This is a genomic window from Bradyrhizobium sp. CCBAU 53340, from assembly GCF_015291645.1.
Taxonomy (GTDB): Bacteria; Pseudomonadota; Alphaproteobacteria; order Rhizobiales; family Xanthobacteraceae; genus Bradyrhizobium.
Genome location: NZ_CP030055.1, coordinates 4,799,584 through 4,816,671, shown reverse-complemented (window position 1 = coordinate 4,816,671; position 17,088 = coordinate 4,799,584). Strand labels below are relative to the sequence as shown.

Genomic DNA, 17,088 nt, shown 5'->3' with positions numbered 1-17,088 from the left:
TGACTGAAATCCCTGATGATGCGGCCCGCCTTCTCCGGACGGTCGGCCGCTTTGCAATTTTGCTAGTTCAGCCGCTTCTGGCTGGCCGTGTCGCGGTACCAGTCGAACGGCTGCTCGTGCGTGGCGACCATCACGCTCTTGGTGTTGAAGTGGTCGTCAAAGCTTTCGGTGCCGCATTCGCGGCCGATACCGGAATCGTCGACGCCCCCCCAGGGCGAAGCCGGATCGAGCCGGTGGTGATCATTGACCCAGACGATGCCGGCCTTAACGGAAGCCGCGACGCGGTGCGCGCGCGCGACATCGCGGGTGCGGATCGCTGCGGCGAGGCCGAACGGCGAATCATTAGCAAGCCGCAGCGCATCGGCTTCGTCCTTGAACGGCGTCACCGAAGTAAAGGGACCGAACACCTCCTCCTGGAAGATGCGCATGTCGGATGTGACGTCGGCAAAGACCGTCGGTTCGACGAAATAGCCGTTGTCATGGCCCGGCACCTTCGCGGCAACGCCGCCGGTGACGAGGCGCGCGCCATCGTCGTGACCATAGCCGGCATAGGTGAGAACACGGTCGCGCTGCCGGGCGGAGATCACGGGGCCCAGTTGCGTGCTCGCGTCGAAGGGATCGCCGATGCGGATCGTGCGGGTCTTGGCCTTCAGCTTCTCGACAAACTCGTCATAGATCGAGGCCTGAACGATATGACGCGAAGCGCAGACGCAGGTCTGGCCCGCGCCGATGAAGGCGCCGAACGCGGCGTAGTTGACGGCGCGGTCGACGTCGAAGTCGTCGAACACCATCACCGGCGTCTTGCCGCCGAGTTCCATGGTCTGATGCGCGAACACTTTTGCTGCCGCGCTGCCGGCAATGCGGCCGGCCTCGGTGCCGCCGGTCAGGACCAGCTTGTTGATGTCGCCATGCTCGGCCAGCATCTTGCCGGCGCTCTGGCCGAGACCGAGAACGATATTGAAGACGCCGGGCGGAAGGCCGGCCTCGGTGAAGATCTGCGCGAGCTTCAAGGTCGTCAGCGGCGTGTATTCGGACGGCTTGACCACGGTGACGCAGCCGGTCGCCAGCACCACGGCGAGCGATTTGCACAGGATCATCAGCGGATGATTGAACGGCGTGCAGTTGGCAACGATACCGATGGGCGTACGTAGCGTGTAGTTCAGATAGGCGCCTTCGACGGGAATGACGGAATCGCGGCGCGACAGCGCAAGACCGGCAAAGTAGCGGAAGAAATCGGGCAGGCGGGAGAGCTGCGCGCGGGTCTCATTGATCGGGCGGCCGTTGTTGAGGGTCTCCAGCCGGTACAGGCTGTCGAGATTGGCCTCGAAGGCATCGGCGAGCTTGTTGACCAATCTTGCCCGTGCGCGTGTGTCCATGCCGCCCCAGGCTTTGCCTTCAAACGCGGCGCGCCCGCTTCGCATGGCGCGGTCGATATCCTCTGCGGTCGAATTGGGAATGCGGGCGATGACGTCGCCAGTCGCGGGGTTGCGCACGTCGAGCATCGCGCCATTGCCGGCTTCGACTTCCCGGCCATCGATGAAGTTGCCGTGGAGTTCGACGTCGATCGAGGCGGGTTTCGACGGAACGTTCATGGCGACCTCTCTTCGACGATGACGGCGTTGCGCTTGAGCGCCGGCAGAACGCGCTTTTCGGTGGCCCCGATATGGGCCTTGATGATCCGCGCCGCGGTTCGCGTTTCGCGGCTCTGCATGGCATCGATCAGGGCAACATGCTCGGCGACGAGCTTTGCCGGGTCATGGCCTTTCAGGTTGGAAATGCTGACGCGGACGAGGCGATCGGCCTGACCGATCAGGTCGCACAGCGCCGTGGCCATGCGGCGATTGCCGGAGGCATGCGCGAGCGCCGTGTGGAAACCCCTGTTGTAGGCGATGAAGTCCTCGTGGTTGCCCGAGAAGCGGCGGAATTCGTCGAGCGATTTCAGAACGCTGTCGGGTGCACTCTCGATCGCCTCGGCAACGCAGGCCGGCTCGAGCGCGAGACGGAAGCGGAGGAGGTCGCGGGCATCCGAGAGCGAGATCGGCGTGACCCGGTAGCCCTGGCGTGGCTGCACCGTGACGAGATGCTCGCGCTGCAACCTCAAAAGGGCATCCCGCACTGGCTGGCGGCTGACCTCATAGCGCTCGGCGAGATCCTGCTCGCGCATTTCATCACCAGGCGCTAGGCGGCAGGCTAAAATATCAGCGCGGAGGAGGTCATAGATATTTTCGCGTAGAAGCATGGATTCGTGGGTCTCCCTGTCCTCAATCTCTCAGTCCTGATATTTCACGTCAAGGCCCGAATGCTTGAATTTCCGGCGATTTGATTTATCAATCGGATCGATGAGGCACATGCGATCGCGCGTGTTCCGCGCGACGCAGTGGAGAAAAGACCGGATATGGACAGGCTTCTTGCCAACGGGACCGTCAACGCCGCGCAATCGGGGGAGGGGCCGCCGCTGTTTCTGTTCCACTCGCTGCTGTCGGATCGTGCGAGCTTTCAGGCGGTCGTGCCCGAGTTCGAAAAGTCGTTCCGGACCATCGTGCCGGAATTGCCGGGGTTCGGCCGTTCACGGCCCGTGGAAGGTGGTCTCGATGCGGTCGCGGACCGGATGGCTGAGGCCGTGCGGGATGCCGCAGGCGGGGCGCCGGCGATCGTGCTCGGTAATGGCTACGGTGGGTTCGTCGCCCTGCAGATGGCGATCCGGCATCCGGAGATCGCCAGCAAGCTGGTTCTCGCCGATTGCGGTGCTGCTTTCTCGGAGCCCGGCCGCGAAGCGTTTCGCAACATGGCGAGAGTGTCGCGGGAGAAAGGGCTGGAGGCTATCACCGAGGTCGCGATGCGCCGCCTGTTCGCGCCGGAGTTTCAGGAGCGGCATCCTGAGCTGATGCGGGATCGTCGTGCGGCCTTTTTGGAGACCAATCCGGAGGTGTTTCGTGCTGCATGCGATGCTCTGGCAGGCCTTGATCTCCGCTCCGAGCTTACGAAGGTAAAAGTCCCGGTTTTGGTCCTAGTCGGCGAACGCGACGAGGCAACGCCACCGCCGATGTCGCATGAATTGGCCGCGGGGTTGCCGCACGCCGAACTCAAGATCCTCGCGGGTTGCGCCCACGTGCCGCAGTTGCAATCGCCGCGACAGTTTCTTGATGCGATGAAGGGATTTCTGCTCTGAGTGCGCAGGCCGTATAAGGGCGGATCAGCTCTGCGGCCTCGCACACGAGTCAGCAATGTTTGCCCTGACGTTTCTCGGCACCTCGGCCAGCGTTCCCTCCGCGGAGCGCAATCATCCGGCGCTTCTCCTGGAGGCGGCGGGCGAGCGCATGCTGATTGATTGCGGCGAGGGGACGCAACGCCAGCTGTTGCGGAGCGGCGCCGGCTTTCGGCGACTTGATCGCATCCTGCTGACCCATGCTCATCTCGACCACGTGCTCGGTATCCCTGGTCTGTTCTCGACATTGGGATTGCGGCAAACCTCCGATGCGATGACCATTCATGGCGGCTCGGGCACGCTCGATATCGTCATCCAAATGCTTGCCGGCCTGTGGGGCGCGGGACGGGCGCCGATCGCCGTGCAGTTCGCGCCGCTGTCCGAGGGGCGGGTCGTCGATGCCGGCGACTTCACCGTCGACTGTTTTCCGGTCCGCCACCGCGATACCGACAGCTTTGGATTCTCTTTCCAGAGTCCCGCGCGTCGCCACCTCTTGTCCGACCGCCTGTCCGCGCTTGGTGTGCCTGATGGGCCTGTGCGCGGCGAGCTGGCCGCAGGGCGGTCCATCACGATTGAAGACGGCCGGACGATTGATCCGGAGGATGTCCTGGGGCCGCCAAGCGGCGGCAAGAAGCTGGTCGTGATAGGCGACACCGAGACCACCGAGGGGCTCGCCAAATACGTCGCGGACGCCGATGTGCTGGTGATCGAAGCGACGTTCCTGGATCGCGACGCGCCGACTGCGCGGGACTACGGTCATCTCACCGCGGCGGAGGCGGCGCGGTTTGCGGCCGCGAACCGCGTCCGGCAGCTCGTACTCACGCATCTGTCAGGCCGCTATGAGGACGATGAGATTCTAGCGGAGGCAGCCAAGATCTTCCCGAATGTCCGGATTGCCGCCGACTTCGACCGTATCGCTGTTTAGGCAGCCTGCTGCAGGCTTATTAAGCTTACCTGTCAAGGTTTACGCGACATCATTCCCGCAGCCGCGCGCCAGCGCGATATTTTCCAAAGATCAGAAATCAGCCTTGTATTGTGAGTACCATGTCTCGTTCCGTTGAATTGATCGTTGAGGGCTATGTGAAGCTGAACGATCGCGATGCGCTGAAGGATATTTTGGCCCACCGCCAGGATCTGCTGCGGCAGCTGGTGGCCGTGAACGGTGTCGACCCGAAACAGGCCATCGCGCAGGTGAACGAGGAGATCACCATCATCGAAGCCGGGCTTGCGACGCTGGTTCCGGAATAGCAGGCTTGAAAAATCGCGCTTCGGCGGAAGGCGCGCTCATGCTCAGCTCGACAGGCCCGACTTGATCGCGAGCTCCCGCACCATGCCCGTCAGTTTCATCAGCTTTGGCAGGGCCTGCTCGCGAAAAGTTGGCAGGTCCATGCGCATCGCGTCCACGGTGACACTCAGTCCCGCGATCACTGAGCCCTGGGCGTCGAGGATCGGCGTCGCCAACGTGCGCAGGCCATAGGCGTTCTCGCCGTCCGAGACGGCGTGGCCTTTCTTCTTCACCTGCTCGAGCCGGGCGAGCAAGGCATCGAGATCGGTCAGCGTCCGCTCCGATAATTTGACGCGGGGCCGTGACTCCAGCCGCTGGATCTGCTCGTCGCGGGGAAGATGCGCCAGCATGGCATGGCCGAGCGCAGCACTGTAGGCCGGGATGCGCGCGCCCGGCCGGCGATCCATCTTGTAGCGGTCGAGACCTGCACTGACGCGTGCGAGATAGATCACGTCACCGCCATCGAGCATGCCGAGTGAGGCCGCATCGCCGACCTCAGGCACGAGATCGCGCAACAAAGGCTCGACGATGTTCCGCAATGATCCGTGCGACAACACGGTGTAGCCGAGGTCGAGGCAGGCGACGCCGAGACGGAACCGGCGGCTTTGCGGCACCGCCTGGAGATAGCCGAGCTCGACCAGGGTCTGGATCAGCCGGAATGCCGTGCCCCGGTCGAGATCGGCGCGCGCGGCAACTTCGCTCAATGTCAGTTCAAAGGCCTCGCTGGTGAAGCTCTTGAGCACGGCAAAGGCCTTGCCGACGGAGGCGACGTAATTCTTGGGGTTCTTGTCCCCCGGGTTTTTCGGAGGCGCCTCCGATACGCGCTTTGCCGCCTTCTTTTCGACCTTGGCCATGCCTGAATGCCCTGCCATGACAGCCGCAGCCCTTGACGCGGCGGCAGCCTGATCTTACCAACAGGTCTGACTATAACAAATGTTCGCATTCCGAACAAGATCGATCTGACCGATCGGAGGAAGCTTTGTCGACATCATCGCTGCACCCTCATGGCGTGTTCTGCGCCGCGCTGACGCCGCTCGATGCCGAGCTCGCGCCCGATCACGCGCGTTTCGTCGCGCATTGCCGCTACCTGCTGGACGAAGGCTGCGATGCCATCGCGATGCTCGGCACGACGGGCGAGGCGAACTCCTTCTCGGTCGCCGAGCGCACGGCGCTGCTGGAGGCCGTGATCGCCGGCGGCATCAAGCCGAACCAGTTGCTGCCCGGCACCGGCGTCGTTGCGTTCACCGAGACCGTCGCGTTGACGCGCCATGCCCTGTCGGTCGGCGTCGAGACCGTGGTGATGCTGCCGCCGTTCTACTACAAGAATGTCAGCGATGATGGCGTCTACGCTGCCTACAATGAGATCATCCAGCGCATCGGCGATAGCAGGCTCAAGATCGTGCTCTATCACATCCCGCAGATGTCGATGCAGCCGATCTCGCATGCGCTGATCGAGCGGCTGCGCAAGGCCTACCCGTCAACGATCGTCGGTATCAAGGATTCCTCAGGCGACTTCGCCAATATGACCACAATGGTTGAGCGTTTCCCGGGCTTCTCGGTGCTGACCGGCGCCGATCCGCTGCTGCTGCCGCTGCTGCGCAAGGGCGGCGCGGGCTGCATCACCGCGACCTCCAACCTCGTCGCGCGCGATCTCGCTTATGTCTTCAGGCATTTCCGCGACAGTGACGACGACGCAACCCTTGCCGCTGCGCAGGCGCGCATCATCAAGGCTCGTGAGCTGGTCTCGCGCTTCGCGCAGATGCCCTCCCTGAAGGCACTGATGGCCGAGCGCACCGGTCACGCCGGCTGGCAGCGTCTGCGGCCGCCGCTGGAGACCTTGCCGGCGGCTCAACTGAAAGAGCTACTCGCGAATGCCGCGGCATTCGCTGCGGCCGCTTAGGGTTTGGCTCGAGAGCGGCGCAACGATGACCACCGTTCGCATGCTTGCCGACGATCTCACTGGTGCACTTGACACCGCGGCGGAGTTCGTCGGCCTGTGCGGACCGTTTGACGTCGTCTGGGGAGGTGCGCCCGCGGCGTCAGATTCCCTGAGCCTGGCGATCGACAGCGGCACCCGTGAGCGTTCGAAGGCCGAAAGCGCCAAGATCGTCGCTCGGCTGGCGCCGCTGCTTCAGGGCGGAGATATCGCCTACAAGAAAGTCGACAGCCTGCTCCGCGGCGCCTGGGCGGCTGAGCTCGGGGCCTGCCTGAGCACGCGTCATTGGGCGTCTTGTGTGATCGCACCTGCGTTCGACTATCAGGGGCGCCGCACCGTCGAAGCTCAGCAATATGCGCGTACCGTGCAAGGCGACTGGAACCGCGTCGGCGACAATCTGCTGGATCAGCTGAAGCGGGATGGCATCGCGGCGCTGCGCGGCAGCCCCGACACGCTGGCGCAAGGCGGCGTTCAGGTGTTCGATGCCGAGAGTGACCTCGATCTCGACCGTGTCGTCGAAATGGCGCGACGGATGCCAGGGCCCGTGCTCTGGTGTGGCAGCGGCGGTCTGGCCGGCGCACTTGCCCGCAATCATGGCGCAGCCGCGCCGTCGGTCCTGAAGCGACCGGTGCTGGGCTTGTTCGGTTCGGATCAAGCAACAACGGCGTCCCAACTGGCGGCGTGTGGTGAGGCGACCCTGGCGTTGACCGAGAGCGAGGCCAGTGCCGGCGTTCAGCGGAAGCTTGCAGACGACGGTGTGGCTTTGGTGAAATTCGCGCTGCCCGATGGCCTGTGGCGCGCCGAAGCAGCGCAACGGATCGCGCGCGAGCTGACGAGGCTGATCTCAGTGCTTGATCCGCCGGGAACCCTGATCGTTGCTGGCGGCGAGACGCTGAAGGCCGTATGCCTTGCCCTCGGCGCGCATGCGCTCCAGGTCACGGGACGCATCGTGCCGGGTTTGCCGCGCTCCACCTTGCAAGGCGGCCGCTGGGCCGGCGTCGACGTTATCTCGAAATCCGGAGCGTTCGGCGCGCGCGATCTCTGGCGCGATCTGATCCGGGACAATCATCTGCTCAATATGGAGGGTCCGACATGACCTCTCGCCATCTTGCCATTACCATGGGTGATCCCGCCGGGATTGGACCGGAGATCATCGTCAAGGCTTGCGTCGGGTTGAAGGAGCGCATCGCGAAAGGCGATCTGCGCCTCCTGATCATCGGCAGCGGCGCGGCGCTGGACGGCGCGAAGGCCGCGCTCGGGGCTGACGTTGCGATCCCGCAAGTCACGACCGACGATCGCGACTGGCCGAACCTCTGCTACCTGCAAGCCGACGCCGAGGGCGACCCGATCAAGCCCGGCATCCTCAGCGCCGATGGCGGCCGCTTTGCCTACAAGGCGATCGAGCAGGGCGTGCGCCTGACGCAGGCTGGCCGCACGGCGGCGATCGTCACCGCGCCGCTCAACAAGGAGGCGCTCAACAAGGCCGGCTATCACTTCCCCGGTCATACCGAGATGCTGGCGCATCTCACCGGCGTACGCGGCTCGGTGATGCTGCTGGCCCATGGCAACATGCGCGTCAGCCACGTCTCGACCCACGTCGCGCTGGAGGACGTGCCGAAGCGTCTGACGCCGGAGCGGCTGCGCATGGTGATCGATCTCACCCATGACGCTCTGCGCCGGCTCGGCATCGCCAAGCCCAAGATCGCGATCGCCGCGCTCAACCCGCATGCGGGCGAGGGCGGCCTGTTCGGTCGGCAGGACATCGACGTCTCCGCGCCGACGATCGCCAAAGCCGTCGCCGACGGTCTCGATGTGGTCGGCCCGGTGCCGGGCGACACCATCTTCGTCAAGCTGCGCGCCGGCCAGTTCGATGCAGCGGTCGCGATGTATCATGACCAGGGGCACATCCCCGTAAAACTGCTTGGCTTTCAGGTCGATCCCACCACCGGTCGCTGGCAGGAGCTCTCCGGCGTCAACATCACGCTCGGCCTGCCGATCATTCGCACCTCCGTCGATCACGGCACCGCCTTCGACATTGCCGGCAAGGGCATCGCCAACGAGCACAGCCTGATCGAGGCGATCGACTACGCCGAGCGGCTCGCCGCCGGCGCTTCCAAGTAACGGGATCGAGCCAGAGATGACCAACGCCTTCACGCCCATCGAAATCCTCCGTCCCACCATCCTGGAGTTCGGCAACGGCACGATCACGGCTGCGGCGCGCTTCGCCGATCGGATCGGTGCCAAGCGGCCGCTGGTGATTTCCGATCCCTTCAATGCCCGCCGCGTAGATACGCTGGCGCTGCCGGGCGCGGTGAAGGTGTTCGGCGAGGTCAAGCCGGAGCCCGATCTGCCCAATCTCGAGAGGGCGGTCGCGATGGCGAAAGAGACCAAGCCGGATCTCGTGGTCGGCTTCGGCGGTGGCAGCGCGATGGATCTCGCCAAGCTGGTTGCGGTGATGTGCACGGGCGATGTCGCCTTTGCCGACATCGTCGGGCCGGAAAAGGTGGCTGGCCGCAGCGTCGCGCTGATGCAGATTCCGACCACCTCGGGCACCGGTAGCGAGGCCGGCACCCGCGCGCTCGTCACCGATCCCGTCAGCCAGAACAAGCAGGCGGTGCAGAGCCGCTTCATGCTGGCCGACATCGCCATCGTCGATCCTGATCTGACGATGACCGTGCCGAAGGAAATCACGGCAGCCACCGGCGTCGATGCGCTGGCGCATTGCGTCGAGGCCTATACTAGCCGCAAGGCGCATCCGACGATCGATCTCTATGCGCTCGAAGGGGCGCGGCTGGTCGGGAAGTATCTCAAGCGTGCGGTGGCCGACGGCAGCGACCGGGAAGCCCGCGCCGGTCTTTCGTTGGCCTCGCTCTATGGCGGCTATTGCCTGGGGCCCGTGAACACCACCGCCGGTCACGCCGTGGCCTATCCCCTCGGCACGCGCCATCACATCGCCCACGGTTTGGCCTGCGCGATGATCTTCCCGCACACGCTGGCGTTCAACATGCCCGCGGTCGAGATGAAGACGATGGCGGTGCTCGGAGCTCTCGGTCTGCCCGAGCAGCGCGATCCGAAGTCTGCGTTCGATGCGACCTACGCGTTCTGCAAGAACCTCGGCGTGGAGATGCGGCTGTCGGCGCTCGGCGTGCCCAAAAGCGATCTCGGCGTCATGGCCGATGAGGCGCACGCGATCAGGCGCCTGCTCGACAACAACCCGCGCGATCTGAGCCGGGATGCGATCCTCAACATGTACGAGGTCGCGCTTTAGCCGTCTCCGCCGCACACCCGCGGCCACCAAAACAACAACAGCGAAAATAGAGGAAACTTCGATGAGATCGATGTGGCTTGGTCTTGCGTCGGCAATCCTGCTGGCGGTCTCGCCGGCGCTGGCGCAGGACGGCTATCCGTCCAAGCAGGTGACCGTGATCGTGCCCTTCGCCGCCGGCGGCACCGCGGACATTTTCGCGCGCATGATCTCCAACCATTTGCAGATGAAGCTGGGCAAGCCGTTCGTGGTCGAGAATGTCGGCGGCGCCGGCTCGATTCTCGGCGTTACGCGGCTCGCAAAGTCGACGCCTGACGGCATCACGATCGGGCTTGCCAGCACCTCGGCGCTCGCGATCAATCCGTCGCTGTATGGTCCGAAGCTCAGCTACCAGCCCGACAGGGATCTGGCGCCGGTTGCCCAGATCAGCGTCGTGCCCAACGTGCTCGTCGTCAATCCCAACAAGATCAAGGCGCGCACCGTGCCGGAGCTGATCGCCTATCTGAAGGCAAATCCGGACAAGGTCTCGTTCGGCTCGGCCGGCGTCGGCACCTCGCAGCATCTCGCTGGCGAGCTGTTTCAGCAGATGACCGGCACCAAGATGGTGCACGTGCCCTACAAGGGCTCGAGCCAGATGCTGACCGACTTGCTCAGCGGCCAGATCGATCTCGCCTTCGACAACGTGCCGCTGCTGTTGCCGCAGGTGAAGACTGGCCAGCTCGCGATGCTCGCGACCGCAACGCCGAAGCGCGCCGCGTTCGATCCTGAGATGCCTGCGGTTGCCGAATTCCTGCCGGGCTTCGAAGCCGTCGCCTGGCACGGCGTCTTCGTGCCTGCTGCGACGCCGAAGCCGATCATCGAAAAGCTCTCGGCCGAGATCCGCGCCTTCATGCAGCAGCCGGAGACGGTGCAGAAAATGGCCGAGCTCGGCGCCACAGCCGTCGCGGTCGATTCCGAGCCGTTCGCGGCCTACATCGGCTCCGAGACGGAGCGCTGGAAGAAGGTGATTGAAGCCGCGAACATCAAGATGGAGTAGGGGCGATCCATCCACCGCAGCGCTTGCCAGCTTGGGGACGAGCAGGTAGAAGGCTGCACGCCTGAGCCGTGATTTGCGCTATCAGCGCTTCCGGCCGCAGTCGGACAAGTCAGTAAGATATTGAATTTGTTCGGCTATTCCGTTGGGGAATGGTGTAACGGTAGCACAACAGACTCTGACTCTGTTTGTCTTGGTTCGAATCCAGGTTCCCCAGCCAATTCCAGGCGCTTCCTGAAGGTCTAAATCGCCTCTTATCCGGCCGCTTACCGCGAGGCCGCTCGCGGCGGTTTGCCTCACCCGGGCCTCGTCATCACAGGTCGGATGAGCACCTCGCGGATCGTCCTTGGGGCGCACAACTCAAGGAGATTCATGATGCCCTATGTCGATGGTTTCGTGCTCGCCGTGGCGAAGGACAAGATCGAGGCCTACAAGGCGCTAGCGCGAACGGCCTCCGCGGTGTGGATGGAGCATGGCGCGCTCGATTATGTTGAATGCATCGGCGACGACGTTCCCTATGGCACGCTCACCTCGTTTCCGCGCGCGGTGATGGCGAGTGAGGATGAGGTCGTGGTGTTTTCCTGGATCGTCTACCGTAACAGGGAGAGCCGCGATGCCGTCAATGCCAAGGTGATGGCCGATCCCAGGCTCAAGGGTTCGGACATGCCGTTCGACGGCAAGCGGATGATCTATGGTGGCTTTACCACGCTGCTGAAGGCAGGCGGAGCGGACTGACCGACGATGGCGCAGCAGTAGGTGTGACGTGCAGGCCGTCGCTACGGCTTGGCCGGGGGCGGTTGCAGCGGCGCGACTGCGGGAGGCGCGGAGCCGTCGGTGATGCGTTCGCGCGTCGTGCGAATGCGCTTCGGCTCGGAGGTGGACGAGGACTTGCCGGCATACGCCGTCGGCGCAAATTTGCCGTCGGTCTGCTCGTCGCGCGGCCGTACCTTTACATCATGGACCGTGGCTCCGGCCGCTGGCGCAGTTGGCGGCTCCAACTGAGCCTGCGCCAGCGCGACCGTGGCCGCGCCAATCGTGCCAATGAGGATGATCAGGAAACCAAGCCGATCGAGACCTGACTTTTCGCGCGTCATATTTCACCGCTGATGTCGGGCCCCCGCCGCGCGGCAGACTAGACCAGCCGGGGCGGCTCTGGAAGCCGCCCGGTGCACGCGAGCGGCGCGCCGAACTACTTGATCTTGTCGTAGGCCGCGGCGAAATCGTTCAGCGGCATCGGGATCGCGATCGTTTCCTTGGCCATGTTCTGGAAGGAGACCTTCAGCTGCTTGCCCGAGCGCAAGGCAGCCAGCAGGTCCGGCGCGATCGGCGTCGAGGCGTAGCAGCCGCGATTCTCGCAAGTTTGGATCTGGAGGTCGACGGTCTTGCCTTCGTCGACCTGGAGTTTGGCGCCGATCGGCAAATTGAGGCCGAGCGGCAGCTGGAGCAGCGCCACCGGCGTGCGTGTGTCGGGAGCGATGCGGATGTTGATCAGGACGATGGTTTGGCCGGTCTTGGTCAGAACCGCGTTCTGCTCCATCGCGCATTCGAGCGGAGCATCGCGGCTCGCGCTGGTGCAGCGCGCGATCCAGCCGGGCTGCGGCGGGGTGCCGTCGGCTTGCGGTTGAGTGGGCGCGGGCGAAGGTTGCGCGGCCGGGGCAGGCGGAGCTGCGTTCTTCTTGGCGCCTTGCTGGGCATGCGCGACGCCCGTCGACATCAGGGCAGCGGCGGCGAGGGCGACAAGTCTGGATTGCATGAGCATGGCGAGACCGCGTTGGCGTGAACCGAGGGGCTCGCTGTAGCGTCGCGGGAGCCGCGGCGCAAGCTTACTCGGCGGCTTCCTTGACGGTGCCGCGTCTGGACGTCTCGTGCCCCTCGTCCTCGGCCGACGGGTTCTTGAACAGGTTCGCAAACTTGTCGAGATAGAGATAGACCACCGGGGTCGTGAACAGGGTCAGCGCCTGGCTGACGATCAGGCCGCCGACCATGGCATAGCCGAGCGGCTGGCGGATCTCGGCGCCAGTGCCGTGGCCGAGCATCAGCGGCACGCCGCCGAGCAATGCCGCCATCGTCGTCATCATGATCGGGCGGAAGCGGAGCAACGCGGCCTGGCGGATCGACTCTTCCGGTGTCTTGTGCTCGTCGCGCTCGGCGGCGATGGCGAAGTCGACCATCATGATGCCGTTCTTCTTCACGATGCCGATCAGGAGAATGATTCCGATCAAGGCAATGAGGCTGAAGTCGAAGCCGGCCGCCATCAGAATTGCGAGCGCACCGACGCCGGCCGAGGGCAGGGTGGACAGAATCGTGATCGGATGGATGTAGCTCTCGTAGAGGATGCCGAGGATCAGATAGACCACGACCAGTGCCGCGAGGATCAGGAGTGGCACGGTGCCGAGCGATTGCTGGAAGGCCTGCGCGGTGCCCTGGAAGCTCGAATTGAGAGTCGCCGGCGCACCGAGATCGGCCATCGCCTTCTGCACGGCTTCGGTCGCCTGGCCGAGCGCGACATTTTGAGCGAGGTTGAAGCTGATCGTGATCGCCGGGAATTGGCCCTGGTGGCTGATCGAGAGCGGGCGCACCGGATCGGTGGTCCAGGTCGCAAAGGTCGACAGCGGCACCTGATCGCCGGTCAGCGGCGACTTCAGATAGAGCTTGTTCAGCGAATCCAGGTTGCCCTGCATCTCCGGCAGGATTTCCAGGATCACCTTATAGGTGTTGAGCTGCGTGAAATACTGCGTGACCTGCCGCTGGCCGAAGGCATCGTAGAGCGTGTCGTCGATCAGCTGCGGCTGGATGCCGTAACGCGAGGCGGTGTCACGGTTGATCTTGAGCTGGACCGTGGTGCCCTGGGTCTGCTGGTCGGTTGCGACGTCACGCAGCTCCCGCAGCGTCTGCATCTTGGCGAGAATTTTCGGCGCCCATTCGTTGAGCTCGGAAAGGTCGGCATCCTGCAGCGTGAACTCGAACTGCGTGCGTGTCGGCCGGCCGCCGAGCCGGACGTCCTGGGCCGCCTGCATGTAAAGCCGCGCGCCGGGCACCTTCTCAAGCTGCGGACGGAGGCGTCCAATGACCTGCTGCGCCGAGGCGTCGCGCTGGTTGCGGGGTTTCAAGGTGATGAACAGATTGCCGTTGTTGCCGGCTCTTCCGCTGCCGCCGATGGCCATGGCGACGCTGGCGACGGCAGGATCTGCCTGTATGATCTTGGCGAGCGCTTCTTGCCGGTCCTTCATGGCCGAAAAGGAGATGTCCTGCGACGCTTCCGAGGTGGCGGTGATCAGGCCGTTGTCCTGCTGCGGGAAGAAGCCTTTGGGAATCAAGACGAAGAGGTAGATCGACAGCGCAAGGGTTGCGAAGAAAATGAGGAGCGTCGTGCGCTTCCAGCTCAAGGCGATGTCGAGGATATGCTCGTAGCCGCGCAGCATCGCGTCAAAAGCGCGTTCGCTCCACTGATAGAAGCGGCCGTGCTGGATCTCGCCATGGGCGCGCAGGAAGCGCGACGCCATCATCGGGGTGAGCGTCAGCGAGACGATCATCGAGACGAAGATGGTCATCGCCAGCACGACGGCGAACTCGCGGAACAGACGGCCGATGATGCCGCCCATCAGCAGCAGCGGGATCAGCACCGCGACCAGCGAGATGCTGATCGAAACGATGGTGAAGCCGATTTCCTTCGCGCCTCGGAAGGCGGCGGCCATTGGCGCTTCACCTTCCTCGACGTAGCGGGAGATGTTCTCGAGCATGACGATGGCGTCGTCGACCACGAAGCCGACCGCGATCGTCAGCGCCATCAGGGACAGGTTATCCAGGGTGTAGCCGAACACCCACATGAGTGAGCAGGCGCCGAGCAGCGCCAGAGGCACCGTGATCGTCGGAATGACGGTCGCCCAGAAGCTGCGCAGGAAGATGAAGATGACCATGACCACCAGGAAGATGGTCAGAAGCAGCGTGAACTGCACGTCCTCGACCGCGGCCCGAATGGTCTGGGTTCGGTCGCTCATCAGCTCGATCTTGATCGCCGGCGGGATCGCCGCAACGAGGCGGGGCAGGGTCGCCTTGATCTTGTCGACGGTTTCGATGACGTTCGCGCCGGGCTGCTTGAACACCACCAGGAAGACGCCGCGTTTGCCATTCGCCCAGGCCGCCTGTTTGGCGTCCTCGGGGCCGGTGACCGCCTGGCCGACATCGCGGATGCGCAGCGGACCGCCGTTGCGATAGGCGATGATGATGTCGTTCCAGTCCTTCGACTGCGTCAGCTGATCGTTGGCGTAGATCGTATAGGCGCGCTTCTCGCCGTCGATGTTGCCCTTGGGACTATCGACTGTCGTGATCGCTATCTGGGTCCGCACGTCCTCCAGCGACAAGCCCTTGGCGACGAGCTTGGCGGGATCGATCTGGACCCGGACGGACGGCTTCTGCTGACCGCCGATAATGACCTGCGCCACACCGGAGATCTGACTGATCTGCTGGGCAAGCTGCGCGTCGACCGCGTCGCTGACGGTGGTCAGAGGCAACGTCTCGGAGGTGGCGGACAAAAGCAGGATCGGAGAGTCCGCCGGATTGACCTTGCGATAGGTCGGCGGCGAGGGCAGGTTCTTCGGCAGTTGACCGGCGGCGGCGTTGATCGCGCCCTGCACGTCGTTCGCCGCCCCGTCGATGCTGCGGTTGAGGTCGAACTGGATGGTGACCGAGGCGGTGCCCAGATAACTCGTCGAGGTCATCTGCGCGATGCCCGGGATCTGCGCGAACTGGCGCTCCAGCGGCTGTGCGACCGACGAGGCCATCGTTTCCGGGCTGCCGCCCGGCAGATTGGCCGTGACCTGGATCGTCGGGAAGTCCACTTGCGGCAGCGGCGCGACCGGCAGCAGGGGATAGGCGACGAGGCCGACAAAGAGGATGCCGGCCATCAGCAGCGAGGTGCCGATGGGATAACGGATGAAAGGTGCCGAAATCCCGCCTTCGGTCATTCCTGCTGAACCTTGTTTCTCTGGACCTGATCCGAGCTCGCGATCGTCGTCGAGACGAGACTGCCGGGCTGTACCTTGTATTGACCGCCGGTGATGACTTGCTGACCGGGATTCAATCCCTCATCGACGACTGAACGGCCGTCGATGGAATAGCTGACCTTGATCTTGCGAACCTCAGCCTTGTTGTCCTGGCTGACGGTATAGGCGTAGAGGCCGTCGGTCGAATGCTGGACCGCATCATCGGGAACGATGGTCGCATCCTTCAGGGTCCGCACCAACAGACGTGTCGACACCGATTGTCCCGGCCACAGCGTGTGTTCTCTGTTATTGAACACCGCCTTGAGCCTGATCGTCCCGCTGGTCGTATCGACCTGGTTGTTGATCACCGCGAGCTTGCCTTCGGCCAGCGTCTTCTTGCCGTCGGTGGTGAACGCGACCACCTTGAGCTCGCCGGATTTCTGGCCCTCGCTGATATAGGGCAGCTGGTCCTCCGGCGCCGTAAAGATCACGGTGATCGGCTCGACCTGTGCGATGGTGACGATTCCGGTCTGGCTCGAGGCGTTGACGATGTTGCCGATGTCGACCTGGCGCAGGCCGGCGACGCCGGTGATCGGCGACTTGACCTGAGTGTAGTCCAGCTGGGTCTGCGCGTTGGCGATCGCGGCTTCGTCGGCGGCGATCTGGGCGGTGAGCTGCGCAACGGTGGAGCGCTGCGTATCGGTCTGCTGCCGCGTCGCGAATTCGCCGAGCTTGGTGTAGCGCTGAAGGTCGAGATTGGCGTTGGCGAGGTTGGCCTCGTCCTGCGACTTCTTGGCCTTGGCTTGATCAAGGGCGGCCTGGAACGGGCGCGGATCGATCTCGACCAGGAGATCGCCTTGCTTGACCATCTGGCCTTCGGTGAAGGCGATCTTGTCGATCTGGCCATCCACCCGGGTCCGGACTTGTACGGTGTTGAAGCCCTGAACGGTGCCGAGGCCGGTCAAGTAGACCGGGAAGTCGGCCTTCTGGACCGGCGTGATGCTGACGGGCACGGCGGCGGCGCGCGGCGCGCCCTTCTGTGCGGTCTGGGCTTTCGCGGCCTCCGCGGCCTGATATCGCTTCCAGCCGTAGTAGCCGCCACCGGCCACGGCTGCGATGATGACAATCCACAGGATCGGCCGTGACTTTTTCATATGTGAGCGTCGGCTTGTATGCCCAAAACAACGAATTGCGGGGCTATCAAAGGGTTCCAGCGAGGCTTGTATAATACACGCCAAGTTCCGGAGTAAACAGCACTATCCGTTGAGAATCCTAAACAATTGGAAAGCTTTGCACCCCGTAGGCAACGGTGTGATGCAGCGGTGTGCAGTCCTGCATTTTCCCGCCGTGAGCGATCAACGTGCAAAGAATTGGGAATGCTC

At 63.9% G+C, this 17,088-nt stretch carries 16 protein-coding genes and 1 tRNA gene; 10 read left to right on the top strand and 7 right to left on the bottom strand.

The window, feature by feature from the left end:
* Positions 1–62 precede the first annotated feature (62 nt).
* On the bottom strand, positions 63–1,592 hold the full coding sequence (locus XH89_RS23040) for an aldehyde dehydrogenase (RefSeq protein ID WP_194462703.1): 1,530 nt from the start codon (positions 1,590–1,592) through the stop codon (positions 63–65).
* Entirely contained in the window at positions 1,589–2,239 is a 651-nt protein-coding gene (locus XH89_RS23035) for a GntR family transcriptional regulator (protein ID WP_194462702.1), read from the bottom strand. The genes XH89_RS23040 and XH89_RS23035 overlap by 4 nt, the downstream gene beginning before the upstream one ends.
* Positions 2,240–2,395: 156 nt before the next feature.
* Between XH89_RS23035 and XH89_RS23030 the strand changes: the two genes are divergently transcribed.
* The 3 genes from XH89_RS23030 to XH89_RS23020 all read left to right on the top strand — a co-directional run bounded on the left by XH89_RS23030 (position 2,396) and on the right by XH89_RS23020 (position 4,453).
* Positions 2,396–3,169 carry an alpha/beta fold hydrolase gene (locus XH89_RS23030; RefSeq protein ID WP_194462701.1) on the top strand — a complete coding sequence of 258 codons (774 nt, stop codon included), beginning with the start codon at positions 2,396–2,398 and terminating at the stop codon, positions 3,167–3,169.
* Positions 3,170–3,224: 55 nt separating this feature from the next.
* Positions 3,225–4,130, top strand: coding sequence for a ribonuclease Z (rnz, locus tag XH89_RS23025; protein ID WP_194462700.1), 906 nt, complete (start codon positions 3,225–3,227; stop codon positions 4,128–4,130).
* A 119-nt stretch (positions 4,131–4,249) separates the two neighbouring features.
* Entirely contained in the window at positions 4,250–4,453 is a 204-nt protein-coding gene (locus XH89_RS23020; protein ID WP_194462699.1) for a hypothetical protein, read from the top strand.
* A 42-nt stretch (positions 4,454–4,495) separates the two neighbouring features.
* Here XH89_RS23020 and XH89_RS23015 read toward each other — a convergent pair whose 3' ends face one another.
* Positions 4,496–5,344 carry an IclR family transcriptional regulator gene (locus tag XH89_RS23015; protein WP_194468585.1) on the bottom strand — a complete coding sequence of 283 codons (849 nt, stop codon included), beginning with the start codon at positions 5,342–5,344 and terminating at the stop codon, positions 4,496–4,498.
* 125 nt (positions 5,345–5,469) lie between these two features.
* On the opposite strand from XH89_RS23015, the gene XH89_RS23010 reads away from it, so the two are divergent.
* The 7 genes from XH89_RS23010 (at position 5,470) to XH89_RS22980 (ending at position 11,459) form a co-directional block, all read left to right on the top strand.
* Positions 5,470–6,390, top strand: a complete 921-nt coding sequence (locus XH89_RS23010; RefSeq protein WP_194462698.1) for a dihydrodipicolinate synthase family protein — start codon at positions 5,470–5,472, stop codon at positions 6,388–6,390.
* 25 nt (positions 6,391–6,415) lie between these two features.
* Positions 6,416–7,522, top strand: coding sequence for a four-carbon acid sugar kinase family protein (locus tag XH89_RS23005; protein WP_194462697.1), 1,107 nt, complete (start codon positions 6,416–6,418; stop codon positions 7,520–7,522).
* On the top strand, positions 7,519–8,547 hold the full coding sequence (gene pdxA / locus XH89_RS23000; RefSeq protein ID WP_194462696.1) for a 4-hydroxythreonine-4-phosphate dehydrogenase PdxA: 1,029 nt from the start codon (positions 7,519–7,521) through the stop codon (positions 8,545–8,547). The genes XH89_RS23005 and pdxA overlap by 4 nt, the downstream gene beginning before the upstream one ends.
* Positions 8,548–8,563: 16 nt before the next feature.
* A complete protein-coding gene (locus XH89_RS22995) occupies positions 8,564–9,694 on the top strand; it encodes an iron-containing alcohol dehydrogenase (protein ID WP_194462695.1) in 1,131 nt (376 codons plus the stop codon).
* 61 nt (positions 9,695–9,755) lie between these two features.
* On the top strand, positions 9,756–10,727 hold the full coding sequence (locus XH89_RS22990) for a tripartite tricarboxylate transporter substrate binding protein (protein WP_194462694.1): 972 nt from the start codon (positions 9,756–9,758) through the stop codon (positions 10,725–10,727).
* Positions 10,728–10,870: 143 nt separating this feature from the next.
* Positions 10,871–10,944 (top strand) — tRNA-Gln (locus XH89_RS22985).
* Between the two features lie 155 nt (positions 10,945–11,099).
* Complete coding sequence (locus XH89_RS22980; protein WP_194462693.1) at positions 11,100–11,459, top strand: DUF1428 domain-containing protein; 360 nt, start codon at positions 11,100–11,102, stop codon at positions 11,457–11,459.
* Between the two features lie 41 nt (positions 11,460–11,500).
* Here the strand turns inward: XH89_RS22980 and XH89_RS22975 are convergent, their stop codons facing one another.
* The 4 genes from XH89_RS22975 to XH89_RS22960 form a co-directional block, all read right to left on the bottom strand.
* Positions 11,501–11,818: a hypothetical protein gene (locus XH89_RS22975; RefSeq protein WP_194462692.1), complete on the bottom strand. Its 318-nt coding sequence runs from the start codon at positions 11,816–11,818 to the stop codon at positions 11,501–11,503.
* Positions 11,819–11,913: 95 nt separating this feature from the next.
* Positions 11,914–12,483: an invasion associated locus B family protein gene (locus XH89_RS22970; RefSeq protein ID WP_194462691.1), complete on the bottom strand. Its 570-nt coding sequence runs from the start codon at positions 12,481–12,483 to the stop codon at positions 11,914–11,916.
* Between the two features lie 64 nt (positions 12,484–12,547).
* On the bottom strand, positions 12,548–15,688 hold the full coding sequence (locus XH89_RS22965; protein ID WP_194462690.1) for a multidrug efflux RND transporter permease subunit: 3,141 nt from the start codon (positions 15,686–15,688) through the stop codon (positions 12,548–12,550).
* Positions 15,685–16,860: an efflux RND transporter periplasmic adaptor subunit gene (locus XH89_RS22960; RefSeq protein ID WP_194462689.1), complete on the bottom strand. Its 1,176-nt coding sequence runs from the start codon at positions 16,858–16,860 to the stop codon at positions 15,685–15,687. Before XH89_RS22960 ends, XH89_RS22965 begins: the two co-directional genes overlap by 4 nt.
* Positions 16,861–17,088 lie beyond the last annotated feature (228 nt).